General features: G+C 67.3%; 15 protein-coding genes. 4 read left to right on the top strand and 11 right to left on the bottom strand.

From position 1 onward, the window contains the following. Positions 1 to 4 precede the first annotated feature (4 nt). The 4 genes from AC1DBL_RS11940 to coaE all read right to left on the bottom strand — a co-directional run bounded on the left by AC1DBL_RS11940 (position 5) and on the right by coaE (position 5,971). Positions 5 to 1,288, bottom strand: a complete 1,284-nt coding sequence (locus tag AC1DBL_RS11940) for an MFS transporter (RefSeq protein WP_476926226.1) — start codon at positions 1,286 to 1,288, stop codon at positions 5 to 7. A 111-nt stretch (positions 1,289 to 1,399) separates the two neighbouring features. After that, positions 1,400 to 2,428 (bottom strand): TerC family protein, encoded by a 1,029-nt coding sequence (locus tag AC1DBL_RS11935; RefSeq protein ID WP_346958166.1) that lies wholly within the window; start codon positions 2,426 to 2,428, stop codon positions 1,400 to 1,402. 179 nt (positions 2,429 to 2,607) lie between these two features. Beyond that, positions 2,608 to 4,689 carry an excinuclease ABC subunit UvrB gene (uvrB, locus tag AC1DBL_RS11930; RefSeq protein WP_441418675.1) on the bottom strand — a complete coding sequence of 694 codons (2,082 nt, stop codon included), beginning with the start codon at positions 4,687 to 4,689 and terminating at the stop codon, positions 2,608 to 2,610. A gap of 64 nt (positions 4,690 to 4,753) precedes the next feature. Then, positions 4,754 to 5,971, bottom strand: a complete 1,218-nt coding sequence (gene coaE / locus AC1DBL_RS11925; RefSeq protein WP_476926184.1) for a dephospho-CoA kinase — start codon at positions 5,969 to 5,971, stop codon at positions 4,754 to 4,756. A gap of 22 nt (positions 5,972 to 5,993) precedes the next feature. On the opposite strand from coaE, the gene AC1DBL_RS11920 reads away from it, so the two are divergent. From AC1DBL_RS11920 to AC1DBL_RS11910, 3 genes are all read left to right on the top strand, one after another. Beyond that, positions 5,994 to 6,695 carry an IMPACT family protein gene (locus AC1DBL_RS11920; RefSeq protein WP_476926183.1) on the top strand — a complete coding sequence of 234 codons (702 nt, stop codon included), beginning with the start codon at positions 5,994 to 5,996 and terminating at the stop codon, positions 6,693 to 6,695. Further along, the gene (locus AC1DBL_RS11915; protein WP_441418672.1) at positions 6,679 to 7,215 is read left to right on the top strand and encodes a GNAT family N-acetyltransferase; all 537 of its coding nucleotides are present in this window, start codon (positions 6,679 to 6,681) and stop codon (positions 7,213 to 7,215) included. Before AC1DBL_RS11920 ends, AC1DBL_RS11915 begins: the two co-directional genes overlap by 17 nt. A 305-nt stretch (positions 7,216 to 7,520) precedes the next feature. Then, entirely contained in the window at positions 7,521 to 7,958 is a 438-nt protein-coding gene (locus AC1DBL_RS11910; RefSeq protein ID WP_476916696.1) for a DUF1810 domain-containing protein, read from the top strand. A gap of 343 nt (positions 7,959 to 8,301) precedes the next feature. On the opposite strand, the gene rpsA is transcribed toward AC1DBL_RS11910, so the two are convergent. The 3 genes from rpsA to polA form a co-directional block, all read right to left on the bottom strand. Next, positions 8,302 to 9,777: a 30S ribosomal protein S1 gene (rpsA, locus tag AC1DBL_RS11905; protein WP_476926182.1), complete on the bottom strand. Its 1,476-nt coding sequence runs from the start codon at positions 9,775 to 9,777 to the stop codon at positions 8,302 to 8,304. A gap of 211 nt (positions 9,778 to 9,988) precedes the next feature. Next, positions 9,989 to 11,275 (bottom strand): GNAT family N-acetyltransferase, encoded by a 1,287-nt coding sequence (locus AC1DBL_RS11900; protein ID WP_476926181.1) that lies wholly within the window; start codon positions 11,273 to 11,275, stop codon positions 9,989 to 9,991. 65 nt (positions 11,276 to 11,340) lie between these two features. Beyond that, positions 11,341 to 14,247 carry a DNA polymerase I gene (gene polA / locus AC1DBL_RS11895; RefSeq protein WP_476926180.1) on the bottom strand — a complete coding sequence of 969 codons (2,907 nt, stop codon included), beginning with the start codon at positions 14,245 to 14,247 and terminating at the stop codon, positions 11,341 to 11,343. Here polA and AC1DBL_RS11890 point away from each other — a divergent pair. Next, complete coding sequence (locus tag AC1DBL_RS11890) at positions 14,246 to 14,710, top strand: hotdog fold thioesterase (RefSeq protein WP_476926179.1); 465 nt, start codon at positions 14,246 to 14,248, stop codon at positions 14,708 to 14,710. The genes polA and AC1DBL_RS11890 overlap by 2 nt on opposite strands. Before the next feature lie 33 nt (positions 14,711 to 14,743). On the opposite strand, the gene AC1DBL_RS11885 is transcribed toward AC1DBL_RS11890, so the two are convergent. The 4 genes from AC1DBL_RS11885 to AC1DBL_RS11870 all read right to left on the bottom strand — a co-directional run bounded on the left by AC1DBL_RS11885 (position 14,744) and on the right by AC1DBL_RS11870 (position 17,711). Continuing rightward, positions 14,744 to 15,292 (bottom strand): dihydrofolate reductase family protein, encoded by a 549-nt coding sequence (locus AC1DBL_RS11885; protein ID WP_476926178.1) that lies wholly within the window; start codon positions 15,290 to 15,292, stop codon positions 14,744 to 14,746. 115 nt (positions 15,293 to 15,407) lie between these two features. Continuing rightward, complete coding sequence (locus AC1DBL_RS11880; RefSeq protein ID WP_441418666.1) at positions 15,408 to 15,629, bottom strand: hypothetical protein; 222 nt, start codon at positions 15,627 to 15,629, stop codon at positions 15,408 to 15,410. Next, positions 15,629 to 16,837, bottom strand: a complete 1,209-nt coding sequence (locus tag AC1DBL_RS11875) for an inorganic phosphate transporter (RefSeq protein WP_441418665.1) — start codon at positions 16,835 to 16,837, stop codon at positions 15,629 to 15,631. Before AC1DBL_RS11875 ends, AC1DBL_RS11880 begins: the two co-directional genes overlap by 1 nt. Positions 16,838 to 17,027: 190 nt before the next feature. Further along, entirely contained in the window at positions 17,028 to 17,711 is a 684-nt protein-coding gene (locus AC1DBL_RS11870) for a hypothetical protein (RefSeq protein WP_476892596.1), read from the bottom strand. Positions 17,712 to 17,778: the final 67 nt, after the last annotated feature.

Raw genomic sequence — 17,778 nt, 5'->3', positions numbered from 1 at the left:
GGGTTCAGGCCCCGGCAGGCTCCGGGTTGCGGCGTGACCGCGCCGCCGCCTGGAAGACCACGGCCAGGACCGCGGCAGCCACGACGGCCGCCACGAGGTTCAATCCCTGGTAGCCGATTCCGCTCATCACGAGACCGGCGAAGCCCGAGCCAACAGCGCCCGCGACGCCCATCAGGGTGTCCGACACGCCCTGCACGAGGACCCGCTCGCCGACCGCGACACTCTCCGCGAGCAGGGTGGAACCGGCGATGGTGGCCGCCGACCAGCCCAGCCCCAGCAGCACCAGTCCGACGGTGACCAGGGCCGGCTGCGCCTGGCCGAAGCCCGCGACGCAGACGGCGAGCAGGATCAGCCCGTGGCCCAGCAGGATGACCGGGAGCCGGCCGACCCGGTCGGTGAGCCAGCCCATCACCGGTGAGAGGGCGTACATGCCGGCGATGTGCAGCGAGATCGTGAAGCCGATCAGCACGAAGACGTCCGTGCCGGCGGTGTGGGCGTGCTCCGCGGCGTGACCGGCCATCGGGCCCTCGGTGAGCAGTTGCAGATGCAGCGGCGTCATGGACATCACGGCGGCCATGCAGCCGTGCGCCGCGACGACGGCGAGCAGCGCCAGCCGGGCGCGCGGGGAGGAACGGACCGCGCGCAGTCCGTTGCGCAGGGCATGCTTGCCCCGGATTGCCGCTGTCCCTTTCGCCGGCTCCTCGTCCACTGTGCGGATCCGGGCAGCCAGCAGCAGCGGATCCGGGCGCAGCCCGATGAACAGCAGCAAGGCGGAGAGGGCCAGTCCGGCGGTCGAGAACACGAACGGCCCGGAAATCGGCGGCAGGCCGAGGGCCTGCCCCACCATCGCGCCGGGCTGGATGAGGTTCGGCCCGGCCACGGCGCCGACGGTCACGGCCCACACCACGATCGCGAGGGACCGTCCGCGGTGTTCCGGCTCTGCGAGGTCGACGGCGGCGAAGCGGGCCTGCAGGTTGGCCGCCGTGCCGAGGCCCAGCATGGCGGCGCCCAGCAGCAGCAACGGGAAGAAGGCGGTGACGGTCGCCAGGATCACCAGCACAGCGCCGCTCATGGCGGACAGGAGCCCGGTCACGAGGGCTGCCCGGCGTCCCCGCCGGCCCGCCAGCCCGGCAAGCGGCAGCGCGGTCAGCGCGGCGGCGAGCGTCATGGTGGTGGTGACCGAGCCCGCCCAGGCGTTCGAGCCGGAGAGCTGGACGGCCAGCAGCGAGCCGACGGAAAGGCTGGCGCCGCCGCCGACGCCGCTGAGCAACTGGGCGGCACTGAGCATCACAACGGTACGGCGCTGCACCCGTTGCGGGTGCAGCGCCGTACCGGCCGCCGTCGCGGCGTCAAAGCTTTTCACGCTCCGAGCTTAGCCCGTGCAGGGCCGCCGGGGGCGCTACTCGGCGTCGGTGAGGCTCTTGCGCGAGTCCTCTTCGAGCCGGGCATCCAGCTTGGCCTTCGACGCCTTGGAGCTGACCAGGCTGGCGACGACCGCGATGATGATGGTGCCGATGATCACCCCGAGCGAAACGTAGGTCGGGATTTCCGGGGCCCATTCGATGTGCTTGCCGCCGTTGATGAAGGGAAGTTCGTTGACGTGCATGGCGTGCAGCACCAGTTTGACGCCGATGAAGGCGAGGATGACCGAGAGCGCGTGCTTGAGGTAGATGAGCCGGTTCATCAGGCCGCCGAGCAGGAAGTAGAGCTGGCGCAGACCCATCAGGGCGAAGATGTTGGCGGTGAAGACGATGAACGCGCTCTGGGTGAGGCCGAAGATGGCCGGGATGGAGTCCACCGCGAAGAGCAGGTCGGTCATGCCGATGGTCACGAAGACGATCAGCATCGGAGTGAAGACCTTCTTGCCGTCGACTTCGGTGCGCAGCTTGCCGCCGTCGAACTTCTCGGACATCGGCAGGATCCGGCGGATCCGGGCGATCAGCGGGTTTTCCTTATCTTCCTCGTCCTCGCCTTCGTCCTGGGCCTGCTTCCAGGCGGTCCACAGCAGGAAGGCGCCGAAGATGTAGAAGACCCAGCTGAACTGCTCGATCACGATCGCGCCGAGCAGGATGAAGATGCCGCGCAGGATCAAGGCGATGATGATGCCGACCATGAGCACTTCCTGCTGGTACTTACGGGGTACCGAGAAGCGCGCCATGATGATGATGAAGACAAACAGGTTGTCGATGCTGAGGCTGTACTCCGTCACCCAGCCGGCGATGAACTGGCCGCCATACTCCGGGCCGGTGAAGAGGAACATGGCTCCGGCGAAGACCAGGGCCAGCGCAATGTAGAAGGAGACCCACAGGCCGGCTTCCTTCATGGAGGGTTCATGCGGCCTCTTCAGCACCAGGAGTAGATCGATGGCGAGGATGATTCCGAGAACGACGAAGGAGCCGATCTCGAACCAGACTGGAAGTTCGGGCACGAAGATACCTTTCGCAGGGTACAACTAAGCGGTGTAAGTCTCTCCGGCTAAGCTGCCGCACCGTGGCTGTCGCCATCAGGTGCCGATTCGCTGCCCGCTACGCCCGGCAGGGCATCTGTGCCGTGCGTGTTGACGATCGTAGCGCTTGGGATACTCCCCTACGTCTGATCCACTTTACCCTAGGCGTGCCCGGCCGACTGCATCTGGCGCAGCTCCTTCTTGAGATCCCCGACCTCGTCGCGCAGCCTGGCGGCGAGCTCAAACTGCAGCTCGCCGGCGGCGGCGTGCATCTGCTCGGTCAGCTGTTCGATCAGGCCCACCAGGTCCTCGGCCGGGGCGGCCGCGAGGCCGTCGGCGCGGACCTTGGAGCCGCCCTTGCCCTTGCCGCGCGCCTTGCCCGCGCTGGCCAGCAGTTCGCGGGTGTCCGCGTCCTCCTTGGCCAGCTGGTCGGTGATGTCGGCGATCTTCTTGCGCAGCGGCTGCGGGTCGATGCCCTTTTCCGTGTTGTAGGCCACCTGGATGGCGCGGCGGCGGTTGGTCTCGTCGATGGCCTGCGCCATCGAATCGGTAATCCGGTCCGCGTACATGTGGACCTGGCCGGACACGTTACGGGCGGCACGGCCGATGGTCTGGATCAGCGAGGTCGCCGAGCGCAGGAAGCCTTCCTTGTCCGCGTCCAGGATGCTCACCAGCGACACCTCGGGCAGGTCCAGGCCCTCCCGGAGCAGGTTGATGCCGACCAGGACGTCGAAGACGCCCATCCGCAGTTCACGGAGCAGCTCCACGCGGCGCAGCGTGTCGACGTCGGAGTGCAGGTACTCGACCTTCACGCCGTGGCCCAGCAGGTAGTCGGTGAGGTCCTCGGCCATCCTTTTGGTCAGCGTGGTGACGAGGACGCGTTCGTTCTTCGCGGTGCGGGTGCGGATTTCGCCCAGCAAGTCATCGATCTGGCCCTTGGTGGGCTTGACGATGACCTCGGGGTCGATCAGGCCGGTGGGTCGGATGATTTGCTGCACGAAGCCGTCTGCCTTGCCGAGCTCGTACTTGCCCGGGGTTGCGGACAGGTAGACGGTCTGGCCCACGCGGTCCTGGAACTCGTCCCACTTGAGCGGGCGGTTGTCCATCGCCGAGGGCAGCCGGAAGCCGTGGTCCACAAGGTTCCGCTTGCGGGACATGTCGCCCTCGTACATGGCGCCGATCTGCGGCACGGTGACGTGGGATTCGTCGATGACCAGCAGAAAGTCGTCCGGGAAGTAGTCGATAAGGCAGTGTGGCGCGGTTCCGCGGGCGCGTCCGTCGATGTGCGAGGAATAGTTCTCGATGCCGTTGCAGAATCCCATCTGCTGCATCATTTCCAGGTCATAGGTGGTGCGCATCCGCAACCGCTGGGCCTCGACCAGCTTGTTCTGGCTCTCCAGGACCTTGAGGCGGTCGGCGAGTTCGTCCTCGATCCGCTTGATCGCCCGGGCCATCCGTTCCGGTCCGGCGACGTAGTGCGAGGCGGGGAAGACGTACATTTCGGTCTCGTCCCGGAGCACTTCTCCGGTCAGCGGATGCAGGGTATAGATGTTCTCGATCTCGTCGCCGAAGAACTCGATCCGGATCGCGAGTTCCTCGTACATCGGGATGATTTCCACGGTGTCGCCCCGGACCCGGAACGTGCCGCGGTGGAAGTCCATGTCATTGCGGGTGTACTGCATGGAGACGAATTTCCGGAGCAGGTCGTCGCGGTTCATCTGGGCGCCCTTGCGCAGGGTCACCATGCCGGCGATGTATTCTTCCGGGGTGCCGAGGCCGTAGATGCAGGAAACGGTGGCAACCACAATCACGTCGCGCCGGGTCAGCAGCGCATTCGTGGCGGAGTGCCGGAGCCGTTCGACTTCCTCGTTGACGGAGGAGTCCTTCTCGATGAAGGTGTCCGTCTGGGCCACGTAGGCTTCCGGCTGGTAGTAGTCGTAGTAGGAAACGAAGTACTCCACCGCGTTGTTCGGCAGCAGTTCGCGGAATTCGTTGGCCAGCTGGGCGGCGAGGGTCTTGTTCTGCACCATCACCAGGGTGGGCCGCTGCACCTGTTCGATCAGCCACGCCGTCGTCGCGCTTTTACCGGTACCGGTGGCGCCGAGGAGCACCACATCCTTCTCGCCGTTCTGGATGCGCTCGGTCAGTTCGGCGATCGCGGCGGGCTGGTCCCCGGCGGGCTTGAACTCGCTGATGACCTCGAAGGGCGCCACGACACGGTTGATTTCCTGGGCAAGGCTCATGTTACTAATCTACCGCCGCCCTCCGACAGGAAACCCTGATTCAGCTTTGGGCTGTACCCGCCGGTCAGGGTGCGTCGTACGACGGCGGCAGCCAGCCGGTGCGCCGGGCCCACTCTTCCATCCGCGGGGCGGCGTAGGCGGTGAACCACTCCTCCTTGTCCGCGGCGTAGGCCGCGGTGGACTTGTCCACGCCGTGCCGCCGGGCCGCGCGGCGCTTCTCCGCAAGGTAGTCGGCGCGCGCCCCGGCGTCGTCGCGCAGCCAATCGCGGAAGCATAGAGCGTACCGCCAGCCGGGCGATCCCGCGGCCCGGATGTGCAGGTTCACGGGCCGGCCGGGGTCCGCGCTGCCGTGCACGCGCTTGTCCCAGTCGGCCGGGTCGGGGTGGGCGGGCTTGGGGTTGTCCGGGCCGATGCCCGGCCAGCGCGGGTAGCCCGCCGCGGCCAGCACCGGCTCCAGTCGGTCCGCCGTCGCCAGGTCCCGGACGGTGAGCTGCAGGTCCAGCACGTCCTTGGCCTCGAGGCCCGGGACCGCGGTGGAACCGATGTGGTCCACGGCGAAGATGTCCTGTGGGGCAACGGCGCGCAGACGGGCGGCGATCCGGGAGGCCTGGGCCGGCCAGTCCGGATTGGCGGGGCTGAGCACCGGGCCGCCGGAGCGCGGGGCCATCCGGTGCTTGGTCAGGTTCTCCGCAAACGGGAGCAGCCGGCGCTCCCAGAGCCGGTCCACCGCGTCCCGGAGTTCCTCCTTGGAGCCTGAGTTGTCCAGGACGACGTCGGCAGCCGCCAACCGGGCCTCCCGCGTGGCCTGGGCGGCCATTCGGGAGCGGGCCTCTTCGACCGTCATCTTCCGGTGTTCAACCATGCGCCGCACCCGGACGTCCTCCGGGGCGTCCACCACCACCACGAGATGGAAGTTGGCGCCCTGGCCGGTCTCGACCAGGAGCGGGATGTCCTGGACCACGACTGCGCCTTTCGGGGCGCCGGCGGCGAGGGCGGCGGCGCGCTCCCTGACGAGGGGGTGGATGATGCCGTTGAGCACTGCCAGGCGTTCGGGGTTGCCGAAGACGAGGGCGCCCAGGCGGGCACGGTCGAGGGCGCCGTCGGGGGCCAGGATGGAGGAACTGAAGGCTTCCACCACCCGCGCCAGCCCGGGCGTCCCCGGCTCGACCACCTCGCGGGCCAGCGCGTCGGCGTCGACCAGCACGGCACCCAGCTCGCGCAGCCGCGACGCGACCACTGACTTCCCTGAGGCGATGCCGCCCGTCAAACCGATCTTCAGCACTCCACCAGACTAAGCTGAAGCAGTGCCAGTCGACGCGGTTTCTCCGGAAAGCAGAGCCACCGTTTACACCACACTGGCGGCCGGCGGCGGCTTCCGCCACGAGCTGGAGATCAAACGCTCCCGCTTCATCACCGTGCTCCAGCGCACCGCCGACGAGGAAAGCGCCCGCGCCCTGGTCACTGGCCTGCGCCGGGAATTCCACGACGCCCGGCACCACTGCTCGGCCTTCATCCTTGGCCCGGACCGCGCGGTGCAGCGCTCCAACGACGACGGCGAACCCTCCGGCACGGCCGGCATCCCGATGCTGGAGGCACTGCTGAAACGCGAAACCGGGCCCGGCATGACGGACCTCAGCGACGTGACCGCCGTCGTCGTCCGCTATTTCGGCGGGATCCTGCTCGGCGCGGGCGGACTGGTCCGGGCCTACTCCGAATCGGTGTCCGCCGCGCTGGAGCTCGCGCCGCTGGTGCGGCGCCAGCGGCTGCGGATCTGTGCCGTGCCGGTGCCACACGCCTCCGCCGGCCGGCTCGAGAATGAGTTGCGCGCGGCCGGGTATGTGATGGCCGGCACCAGCTATGATGCGCAGACGACGGTTCTTCGGCTGGCCCTGCCGGACGAACCCGTTGCGCTGGCGCAGGCCGCTGATCGCCTCGCGGCCCTCTCGGCCGGAAGCGCCGTGCTGCTGCCCGGAGAAACGGAGTGGATCGATGTTGCCATCAACTGAACCGGTGCCCGTGGTGGCGCTCGTGGACGTGACGGACCCGGTGCTGGAGCGGCTATTGGCGGTGGCGCTGCACGACGCCGACGCCGACGAGGTCACCCCGCCGCTGGGGACCGCCGAGGGTTGGAACACCGAACGGATCAGCTGGTTCCGCGACTACCACCACGCCGCCGCGGCAGGGCTCGACGGCCCGGCGCGGCAGAAAACCTGGGCAATCACGGCCGACGGCGAGCTGGCCGGTTCCATCCGGCTGCTGCGGGTTCCGGCTGCCCGGCCCGGGACGTTCCCGCAGGACGGCGGCGCACTGGAGACCGGGATCTGGCTAGGCCGGAGCTTCCGCGGGCGCGGCATCGGCCGGGAGGCATTGCGCCTGGTCAAGGCCGAGGCCGCGGCGGCCGGGGCGGACCTGCTGGAGGCGGAAACGACCCCCGGGAATGTCGCGGCCCAGGCCTTGCTGCGCTCCGCGGGTGCCGAGCTCGCAGCCGACGGCCGGCGGGTCAGCGCGCGTTTCAAGCTGGGGTAGCCGCGGGTGTGGACATGCCCAGCGCCCGGCCCCAAGAATGGACATGCTCCCCCAGAAACCTTGCTCCGCCACGCGGAGGGGACGTGCCCGGGTTCTGCCCCCGCCGAGGGACATGCCCAGCGCCCACACCGGGCAATGGGCATAATGCCGCTGTGCCCACCGCCCGTGCCCAGGAACGGACATGCCCTCCCCCGGGACGCCGGAACAGTGGTTGGATGAGGGAAAGGCCATGTTCCGGCGCGAAAGACCGTTCCGGTTCCGGCGCAGCTACCGGGCTGTGGCAACAGCGAATTAGGAGCATCTACGTGAACGACCCCTTCGACCTCTCACGCTTCGTGGAAGCCCAAGACTCTGCGGGAACCTATGAGGGTGCGCTGTCGGAACTCCGGGCCGGATCCAAGCACGGCCACTGGATGTGGTTCATCTTTCCGCAATTAGCCGGGCTGGGACAAAGCCCGACCGCACGCAAATATGCCGTCTCATCCTTGGACGAAGCACGTGCTTTCCTGGACCACCCGGTCCTGGGTGGCCGCCTGCTGGATTGCGCGCGGGCAATCCTCGCCGTCGACGGCCGAAGCGCGCAGCAGATTTTGGGAGGCATCGACGCCCGGAAACTGCACTCGTCGTCGACCCTGTTCCTCCGGGCCGCGCCCGACGAAGCAGTGTTCCAGCAGATCCTGGACAAGTACTTCGGCGGAGTCCCCGACGAGCCCACGGACCGGATCCTCAGCTCCGCGCCCTGAACAGTCGCGGCCACCCCGACTCCCCGCGTGGCCCGCAAGGTTCAAGGAACATGCCCGGCGCCCGCCCGGGCCACTGGACATATTCGTACTATGTCCACTCCCCGGGCCGAGGACTGGGCATGCCCCCCGCGGCATCCCGTGCCCCCCTCAGTGCAAGGAACATGCCCGGCGCCCGCCCGGGCCACTGGACATATTCGTACTATGTCCATTCCCCGGGCCGAGGACTGGGCATGTCCCCAAGCCCGCGCGGCCCCGCGGGAACCCGCCGCTTAACCCAAAGCGGGCCCCTGCACGTGGCAGGAACCCGCTTTGCTTGGCCCGGGGCAACCCGGGCCGGTGGCAATTAGTTGCCGGTCAGCTTCTCGCGCAGAGCGGCGAGGGCTTCGTCCGATGCAAGCGTGCCTGCACCGGTCTCGCCTGCGGCCGGCTCGGAGGAGTAGCTGGTGGTGCCGGAGTCGCTCTCGCCGGACGTTGCAGCGGCAGCGTCGTCGGCAGCGTGCTGGGCAACCTGCTTCTTGTGGGCTTCCCAGCGGGTCTGGGCGTCAGCGTACTGCTGCTCCCAGGCGGCGCGCTGCGTCTCGTAGCCTTCAAGCCACTCGTTGGACTCCGGATCGAAGCCCTCCGGGTACTTGTAGTTGCCTTCTTCGTCGTACTCAGCGGCCATGCCGTAGAGAGCCGGATCGAATTCGGTGGACTCGGCGTCGACGCCCTCGTTGGCCTGCTTGAGGGACAGCGAGATGCGGCGGCGTTCGAGGTCGATGTCGATGACCTTGACGAAGAGCTCGTCGCCAACGGAGACAACCTGCTCGGCCAGCTCAACGTGGCGCACGGCGAGCTCGGAGATGTGGACCAGGCCTTCGATGCCGTCTTCAACGCGAACGAACGCGCCGAACGGAACCAGCTTGGTGACCTTACCCGGAACAACCTGGCCGAGGGCGTGGGTGCGGGCGAAGGTCTGCCACGGATCTTCCTGCGTAGCCTTGAGCGACAGGGAGACGCGCTCGCGGTCCAGGTCGACCTCGAGAACCTCGACGGTGACTTCCTGGCCAACTTCGACAACCTCGGACGGGTGGTCGATGTGCTTCCAGGACAGCTCGGAAACGTGAACCAGGCCGTCTACGCCGCCCAGGTCCACGAAGGCACCGAAGTTGACGATGGAGGAAACGACGCCGGGACGAACCTGGCCCTTTTCCAGCTTGTTGAGGAACGTGGAGCGGACCTCGGACTGGGTCTGCTCGAGCCAGGCACGGCGGGACAGCACAACGTTGTTGCGGTTCTTGTCCAGCTCGATGATCTTGGCTTCGATCTGCTGACCGATGTACGGAGCAAGGTCGCGCACACGGCGCATCTCGACCAGGGATGCGGGCAGGAAGCCGCGCAGGCCGATGTCGAGGATAAGACCACCCTTGACAACCTCGATGACGGTACCGGTGACGACGCCGTCTTCTTCCTTGACCTTCTCGATGTCGCCCCAGGCACGCTCGTACTGAGCGCGCTTCTTGGAGAGGATCAGACGGCCTTCTTTGTCTTCCTTGGTGAGTACCAGGGCTTCGACCTGATCGCCAACGGAGACGACGTCTCCGGGGTCAACGTCGTGCTTGATGGAAAGCTCGCGGGAGGGAATGACACCTTCGGTCTTGTAACCGATGTCGAGCAGGACTTCGTCGCGGTCGACCTTGACGACGGTACCTTCGACGAGGTCTCCGTCGTTGAAGTACTTGATGGTGGCGTCGACTGCTGCGAGGAAGTCCTCGGCGGTACCGATGTCGTTAATCGCGACTACGGGGGTACCGGACTTCTCGGTTGAGGTGATGGTCATGTAGTAGGGGCTCCGTTGTGGATAGTTAGTCGGTCAGGCAAACCGTCCCACCCTCGTCGGCGACGCGGGTGAAGAACACGGCAAATCAAAGGCGATCCGCCGGGTCATCCTGATTTTGTGGATTAGATTGCGCACACGTAGTACACGCCCGTTTAGTCTAGTCGTATACGTCAACGCCGGTCAAAGCGCAACGGAGCCCGCCGGCGCCCTCCTAGAAGTGCGTGAGGCAGTGCGGTGCGCGTTCGACGGCGAACATCAGCCGCGCAGTCAGCGCGGCCCCCGGGGTGTGTTCGGTAAGCCGGCCGGCCGCCTGCAGGGTCACCGGGCAGACGGCGCCCAGGTAGATGGAGCCGAGGTCCGCGACGTCCAGCGTCAGCTCCGGTTCGGCGTCGGGGGCCGGCGTAACCGTCGCCTCTCCCCCGTCGACCTGCAGGGCGAACGTCCCGGCCGCGAAGCCGAGGCTGTCGGTGACGCGGAGCACGAGGGCTCCGTCGGCGGAATAGCGCCGGGCGGCCAGCGCCTTCTCCACGTCCAGTATCCGCAGCCAGAGCATGTCCCGGGCGTCCGAGGCATCAACACAGCGCGGGTCCGTGAGCGCCCACGGCAGCGGATCGTCAACGGGCGCCTCGTCCCAGGTCACGCGTTCGACGAGGTCGATGGCGCCGAGGTATTGCCACAGCTCCAGGTAGGCGGTGCGGGTGGCGGCCACCAGATCGACGACGTCCATCGTGTACGGGGTGCTGGACCAGCCGCCGAACTTGTAGGACACGTAGCCGTCCACGGCGCCGTCGGCGTCGTAGTGCAGCGCGACCTTGACTTTCGGGTCCTCACCGTCTTCCCGGCTGATGGAACCGGAAGCGAATTGCCGGTAAAACTCGTGCCGGTCCACCGAACCCGGCGTCTGGCGGTGCAAGCGTTCGAAGATCACCGGCGCCAACTCAAGGAGCACCTTGGGATCAGCCACCTCAACGCTCCCAACGGGCGTGTGGTTCAGGACGAAGCGGGCACTCGTGTCGACCTTGATCGACTGTTCCGAGGTCGCAACGCCGAAGCCGAACCGGCCGTAAATGGACGCTTCCGAGGCCGTCAGTGCCGCCATCGCCAGCCCCTCCTGCCGTGCCAGCCCCAGCTCCTCCGCCATCATCCGGCGCAACAGGCCGCGGCGGCGGTGCGAGGTCCGCACGGTGACGGCAGTCACGAGCCGCGTGTCCAGGAGCCGGCCGTAGCCAATGTTCAGCGTCTTGGTCATCGTGCCGAACGTTGCCACCGGTACATCGGTGCCGAGGGCATGCTCGGCCACTGGACCGGTCTGGTAGGCACCGGTCAATACCCGCCCGTCCGCGCGCTGCATCTCAAGGCCTCTGTCGACCCGTTCGTCGCTTCGGCGGGCGTCGTGGAAGCCGAAGGCTACGGCCCGCATCCAGGCGACCGACTCCGGGTATGCCGCGTCGTCCTTGGCCGCCGGTTGGAAACGCCTGATGTCATACTGCTCTGCCACGTGCTTCTCCCCCTGGAAATTTCTGCAACTTTGAAAGAACTGAACGCCCGGCTCCGGGGCCGGGCCTAGTGCCCTGCCTCGAACCAGCTGGAGCCGATGCCGATCTGGACTTCCAGCGGAACCGAGAGCTGCGCCGCGGCCCCCATCTGTTCCGTCACGAGCTTCTCGACGGCCTCGCGTTCGCCCTCGGCGACTTCGAGGACCAGTTCATCATGGACCTGCAGCAGCATCCGTGATTTCAGCCCCTGCTCGGCCAGCGCGCCGGACACGCCCAGCATCGCCCGCTTGATGATGTCGGCCGCGGAGCCCTGAATCGGCGAGTTGAGCGCGATCCGTTCGGCGTTTTCGCGCAGCTGCCGGTCGGTGCTGGTCAGGTCCGGGAGGTACCGGCGGCGGCCCTCGATGGTGGCGGTGTACCCGTCGATCCTGGCCTGGTCGACGACGCCGCGCAGGTAGTCGCGGACGGCGCCGAACCGGTCGAAGTAGTCCTTCATCAACGTCCGGGCCTCGTCAACGGAAATCTCCAGCTGCTTGGACAGGCCGAACGAGGTCAGGCCGTAGGCCAGCCCATAGGACATCGCCTTGACCTTGGAACGCATCGCACTGGTTACCTGGTCAGTGGGCACATGGAAGATGTTGGACCCCACGAACCGGTGCAGGTCCTCGCCGTCCTTGTACGCCTGGATCAGTCCGGCGTCGCCCGAGAGGTGGGCCATGATGCGCATTTCGATCTGCGAATAGTCCGCGGAGAGCAGGCACTCGTAGCCGTCGCTGACCACAAAGATGCCGCGCACACGGCGACCTTCCTCGCTGCGGATCGGGATGTTCTGCAGGTTCGGATTGTTGGACGAGATCCGTCCCGTGGCTGCGACGTTCTGCGCGTAGGTGGTGTGGATCCGGCCGTCTTCCGCGACGGACTTCTTCAGCGACTCCAGCATCTGGCGCAGCTTCGAGGATTCGCGGTGCGCCATCAGCTGGACCAGGAATTCGTGCCCGGTCTTTTCCAGCAGGTTCTTGAGCGAGGCGGCGTCGGTGGTGTAGCCGGACTTGATCTTCTTGGTTTTGGGCAGGCCCAACTCGTCGAACAGGACGGTCTGGAGCTGCTTGGGCGAGCCGAGGTTCACCTCATGGCCGATGGCCGCGAAGGCCTGCTCCTGCGCGTTGTCGATCACCTTGGCGAGGTCCGCCAGCTGCTCATCCATGCGCGGCATGTCGATGGCGATTCCTGCCAGTTCCATGTCGGCGAGGACCCGGCTGACGGGCAGTTCAAGGGTGGTCAGCAGGTCCTGCGCTTTGCGCTCTTTGAGCTCTGATTCGAAGTAGCGGCTCAGGGCCTGGACGACGGCGGCGACGTGCACCAGCGCACCGGCGGCGGCAGCGTCGTCGCCGTCGAACGCCAGCTCAAGCTGGCCTTCCTTCGCGGCTTCCTGCGAAACCGCAACGTTGAGGTGGTGCTGCGCCAGCTCGGCGAGCTCGTAGCTGCGGCGGTCGGGCTGGATGAGGTAGCCGGAGATGGACGTGTCATCCACCACGCCCTCAAGTTCCAGGCCGCGGGCAGTCAGCGCCTTCAGTGCGGCCTTGAACCCGTGCATCACCTTGGCGGCCTGGGGGTCACGCAGCCAGGCGGCCAGGACGTTTTCGGCGTCGGCGTCCTGCCGGGCCAGGTCGATGTACACGGCGGCGTCGTCACGCACGATCGCCAGCGCGGCGGCGTCCTCGCCGATCCGGCCCGGCACGAGGTCGACCGCCATGGCGGACCGCTTCCCGGCGCCGCCCGCGAGGAAGGCGCCCAGCTCGGCGGCGTCCGAGGGGATCGTGAAGTCCGGGGTTTCGATGCTTTCCCGCTCGGCTTCCGTCACGTCACTGCCGTACAGGGCAAAGAGCCGCGTCCGGATGGTCTTGAATTCGAGGGCGTCGAACAGCTCCTCAAGGGCGGCCTGGTCCGGCCGCGGGTCGGCGAGCTCGTCCAGGGTGACGGGCAGCTCCAGATCGGTGCGGAGCCGGTTGAGCCGCCGGTTCCGCTTAACCTCCTCGACGTTTTCGCGGAGGGCGTCCCCCACCTTTCCGCCGATCGCGTCAAGGTTCTCCAGGACGCCCTCAAGGCCGCCGTAGAGGTTGATCCATTTGGCCGCCGTTTTGGGCCCGACGCCGGGAACGCCGGGGAGGTTGTCCGCGCTCTCGCCCACCAGGGCGGCGAGGTCCGAGTACTGGGCCGGGCTGACGAAGTACTTCTCCTGGATGGCGTCCGCGTCCATCCGGGGAATGTCGCTGACACCCTTCTTGGGGTAGAGCACGAACACGTTGTCCGTAATGAGCTGGAAGGCATCCCGGTCGCCCGAGACCAGCAGCACCTCGTAGCCCGCCTTCTCCCCCATCGCGGCGAGCGTGGCCAGGATGTCGTCTGCCTCCCAGCCGGGCATCTTGATGGTCTTGATGCCCCACGCGCCCATGACCTTATCGATCAGGTCGATCTGGCCGCTCATTTCCCGCGGGGTCTCATTGCGTCCGCCCTTGTAGCCGTCGTACTCGGCCTTGCGGTGGGTGGTGTCATCGGAGACGTCGAAAGCCACGGCCACGTGGGTAGGCTTTTGCGCCTTGATCAGGTTGATCAGCATCGACGTAAAGCCATGCACGGCGTTGGTGTGCTGCCCGGTCGAGGTGGAGAACTTGTCCGCGGGCAGGGCGAAGAATGCCCGGAACGCCATGGAGTGTCCGTCCAGTACCAGGAGGCGGGGCTGGTCCGTGATGGGAATGACCGGCGCTTCGGTGGCGGAAACCTCGGGCCTGCTGCGCCGGGGCTTCTTCGCCGCCTCGGCCACGAGCAGGGAACCGCCGGACGCCGCAACGGCATCCGCCAGCGCGTCGGTGGCGGCGGATGTTGTGCTGCCTGCGGCAGCCGTTGCAGTGCCTGCGGCAGAAGGGGAAGGGGCCGGTTTGGTAGTTTCGCTCACAGGTGCCAGCCTAGTTGCCATGATCGACAATTTCACGCCCGCCCCGTTCGCCGCCGAACTGGAAGCCGCCGGCGTTCCCGCGGAACTGCACGACTGGCTGGGCCGGATGGGGGTGGGCGCCCTCGTGGTGAAGATGGGAATCCACTTCCTCGAGTTGAGCCCTGAACGCACCGTCGCCACCATGCCCGTGGAGGGCAACACCCAGGTGGCTGGAATCCTGCACGGCGGCGCGCACGTGGTGCTGGCCGAAACGCTGGGGTCCTTCGCCGCCGGCATGCACGCCGGTCCGGGGCGCCAGGCCCTGGGGATCGACGTCGGCGCGACGCACCACCGCGCGATCTCCTCCGGCACCGTGACCGGGACCTGCACCGCCATCCACCTGGGCCGCACGCTCACGACGCATGAAATCGTGATGACCGACGAGGAGGGCCGCCGGCTGTCCACTGCGCGGATCACCAACCTGCTGCGGGATGTGACCGAGTAGCGTTCCCGCGGTAAGCCTGGTTTCAGTCCCGCGTCAGGAGCCGCCCGGGAGGCGGTAGCGGAGCTCGACGATACCGCGGCCCATGGTCCGCGACGAGAGCAGATCCAGCGGCGCCGTGGGGCGGGCCAGCGGAAGCAGCGGCTTCCCGCCGCCCAGGACGAGCGGGATGATCGAGATGATCAGTTCCGCCAGCAGTCCGGCGTCGGCGAATTGCGCGGCGAGGACACCCCCGCCCACCACCCAGACGTTCTTGCCCGCGGCGGCGTCCATCAGGTCCTCGGCGAATTCGGCGACGGGTCCGCGGACAAAGGTGATGTCCGTGCCTTTCGGGGCCGCCAGTTCGTGGTGCGTGAAGATCCAGCACGGGGTTCCCGGGTAGGGCCAGTTGCCGGGCTCGTGCTCGGTAAGCCAGGCGTAGGTTTCCCCGCCCATCACGATGCAGCCGACGTCAGCCATGAAGGTCTCGTAGCTCTCCTTGCCGCCGGCGAAGCCGTCGAACTGGAGCAGCCAGCCGAGGTCGTCGTCCGCGGTGGCGATGAAGCCGTCCAGGGAGGCCGCTACGAAGTACTGGAAGCCGGGCATGTGCATAGCGTAGCCACCGCCGGGGTCATTTCCCAGAGCACCCGCACCCGGGAGCACCGGCTCCCGGGAGCACCGCTTCCGGAGCGGGGTGCCCGGCCTGCGCCGCCGCCGTCGACTACTTGCTGAAGTACGGAATGATCAGGTACAGCCCGAAGAGCACCGCGATGCCGCAGAGGCCGAAGCAGACGTAGGAAAGCGGCCGGATCCAGCCCGGCTGGCTGGTCCGGACGTCCCCAGCGATAGCGGTGAGACGCACGCCCAGGGCGTAGAGAACGACGACGGTCACTGCGGAAACGAGGGTGGCCCCCGCTACCAGGACGAGTTCAAGCCACTTCATTACCGGCCACCCTTGGAGTTGTTGTTGCGGCTGACCGCAGCCGCCTTCTTCTTGGCGAACCGGATGGCCTGGCCGGCCTCTTCGACCTCGACGGCGTTGTGGTGGCCGACGTGGGACTTCCGGGACGCAACGAACATGTAGACCACGGCTGCCGTGCCGGCGACTGCGGCGATGACGAATCCGACCGTGCCGGTGTGCACCAGCATGGCGGTGAGGGCACCGACGATCCCGGCGGCCGGGAGGGTGAAGAGCCAGCCGACGACGATCTTCCCCGCGGTCCCCCAGCGCACGGTGGTGCCGCGGCGGCCCATCCCAGAGCCGATCACCGAGCCCGAGGCCACGTGCGTGGTGGAGAGGGCGAAGCCGAGGTGGGAGGAGGCGAGGATGGCGGCCGCGGTGCTGGTCTCCGCGGCGAAGCCCTGGGCGGGTTTGACGTCGGTGAGGCCCGAACCCATGGTCCGGATGATCCGCCAGCCGCCGGAGTACGTGCCGATCGCGATGGCCAGGGCGCAGGCCGCAATGACCCAAAGCTGCGGTCCCGAGCCGGGAGCCTGGCTTCCGGCCGAGATGAGCACCAGGGTGATGATGCCCATGGTCTTCTGCGCGTCATTGGTGCCGTGCGCGAGGGCCACCAGGCTGGAGGTGAAGATCTGTCCGGTGCGGAACCCGCCGCGCTTCTGCGTCAGCTTGCTGCCGGTCTCGGGGTCATGGCGGGCCGTCAGCGCGTATGCCAGCCGGGTGCACACGTAGGCCACGGCGGCGGCGATGACGGGGGCGAAAACTGCGGGCAGGAGGACCTTCTGGAGCACCGAGGTGAAGTTCACCGAGTGCAGGCCGATGCCGGCGATGGCCGCACCGATCAGGCCACCGAAGAGGGCGTGCGAGGAGCTGGAGGGCAGACCCTTCAGCCAGGTGATCATGTTCCACAGAATGGCGCCCATCAGGCCGGCGAAGATGATGTCCGGGGTGATCTGGACGCCGTCGGAACCTTCCCGGATGATGCCGCCGGACACCGTCTTGGCCACCTCGGTGGAAAGAAACGCCCCCACCAGGTTCAGCACTGCCGCGAGGGCGACGGCGGTCTTGGGCTTGATGGCACCGGTCGCGATGGGTGTCGCCATCGCGTTCGCGGTGTCGTGAAATCCATTCGTGAAGTCAAAGAAAAGCGCCAGCGCAATAACCAGCGCCACCATTACGGTGATTTCCACCTGTTGCCCAATCTGCAGAGTCGACGGTCAGCAGTTTCATTCCCCGTGGCGGCCTTGCTTCTCACTGTTCACCCGCTGTCAAGCGGCGTGCACCCGCGCAGTTCACCAAAGCTGTCCTGAAACCCTATAGATCGTACGTGCCAATGGGTGCAGGGCAAAACAACGTGCCCGGCCGCGGAGCCGGCGGCGGTCAGCCCTGCGGTGTCCCCAGCGCCGGACCTGCGTCGAGCATGCCGGCAATCTTCTCCTCCAGGGAGGCCACCGTTGCCTCCGGCAGCACGATCAGGCCGTCCAGCTCCCGCCGTGCCCGCTTGTACGCCGTCTGCCGCTCGGCCGGGGTGGCGGCGCCGTCGGAAGCGATCCGCAGCAGTTTCCGGGCCGTGGCGAGCCGCTCGCGTTCCGGTCCGGTGAAGTTGCTGTCCTTGAGCCGGCGGGCTTCGCGCTCGGCGACGTCGAAGGCCAGTTCATAGCCGCGCACGGCGGCGCGGTATTCCGTCAGCCGGGCCGACGTCGTGAGCTGTCCGGGGTCCGCCGGGCGCAGGCCGTCGGCTTCGCGTTTGGCGCGCAGGAAGGCCACGGTGAGGGGCTCCCGCACATCGGTCATCACGGGGAAGTCAATCAGTTTGCCGACGTCCAGTTCGTAGTCCAGCCAGCGCCGGTTGACGGCGTCGTGGGCGTCGATGAGGGCCTGTACCTCGTCGCGGCCGGCCTGTTCCACCTCGGCCTGGTGGTTCTTCAGCCGGTACAGCTCCACCTTCCGGCGGTGCCGGCGTTCGGCGGCCTTGCCCCAGGAACGGGCCCAGTTGGCGAGCAGCGCGCTCAAGGGGAACACCAGCCACCAGTTGTGGCCGATAAAATTGAACAGGGAATCCACGGCAACATCCTCCCACCGGACCCGGGCAGCGGAAAGCCCCCTCCGCGAAGGGGGCCTTCGTGGCAAA

The sequence above is a fragment of the Arthrobacter sp. 10T44 genome (assembly GCF_056393885.1).
Note: the sequence above shows the minus strand (reverse complement) of the source record. Positions and strands in the feature narration are given on the sequence as shown.

Coding starts and splice junctions, on each gene's coding strand:
- AC1DBL_RS11915 (WP_441418672.1), top strand. CDS start 6,679: ATGTTGCCATCAACTGAACCGGTGCCCGTGGTGGCGCTCGTGGACGTG.
- polA (WP_476926180.1), bottom strand. CDS start 14,247: ATGGCAACTAGGCTGGCACCTGTGAGCGAAACTACCAAACCGGCCCCT.
- AC1DBL_RS11940 (WP_476926226.1), bottom strand. CDS start 1,288: ATGCTCAGTGCCGCCCAGTTGCTCAGCGGCGTCGGCGGCGGCGCCAGC.
- rpsA (WP_476926182.1), bottom strand. CDS start 9,777: ATGACCATCACCTCAACCGAGAAGTCCGGTACCCCCGTAGTCGCGATT.
- uvrB (WP_441418675.1), bottom strand. CDS start 4,689: ATGAGCCTTGCCCAGGAAATCAACCGTGTCGTGGCGCCCTTCGAGGTC.
- AC1DBL_RS11890 (WP_476926179.1), top strand. CDS start 14,246: ATGATCGACAATTTCACGCCCGCCCCGTTCGCCGCCGAACTGGAAGCC.
- AC1DBL_RS11880 (WP_441418666.1), bottom strand. CDS start 15,629: ATGAAGTGGCTTGAACTCGTCCTGGTAGCGGGGGCCACCCTCGTTTCC.
- AC1DBL_RS11885 (WP_476926178.1), bottom strand. CDS start 15,292: ATGCCCGGCTTCCAGTACTTCGTAGCGGCCTCCCTGGACGGCTTCATC.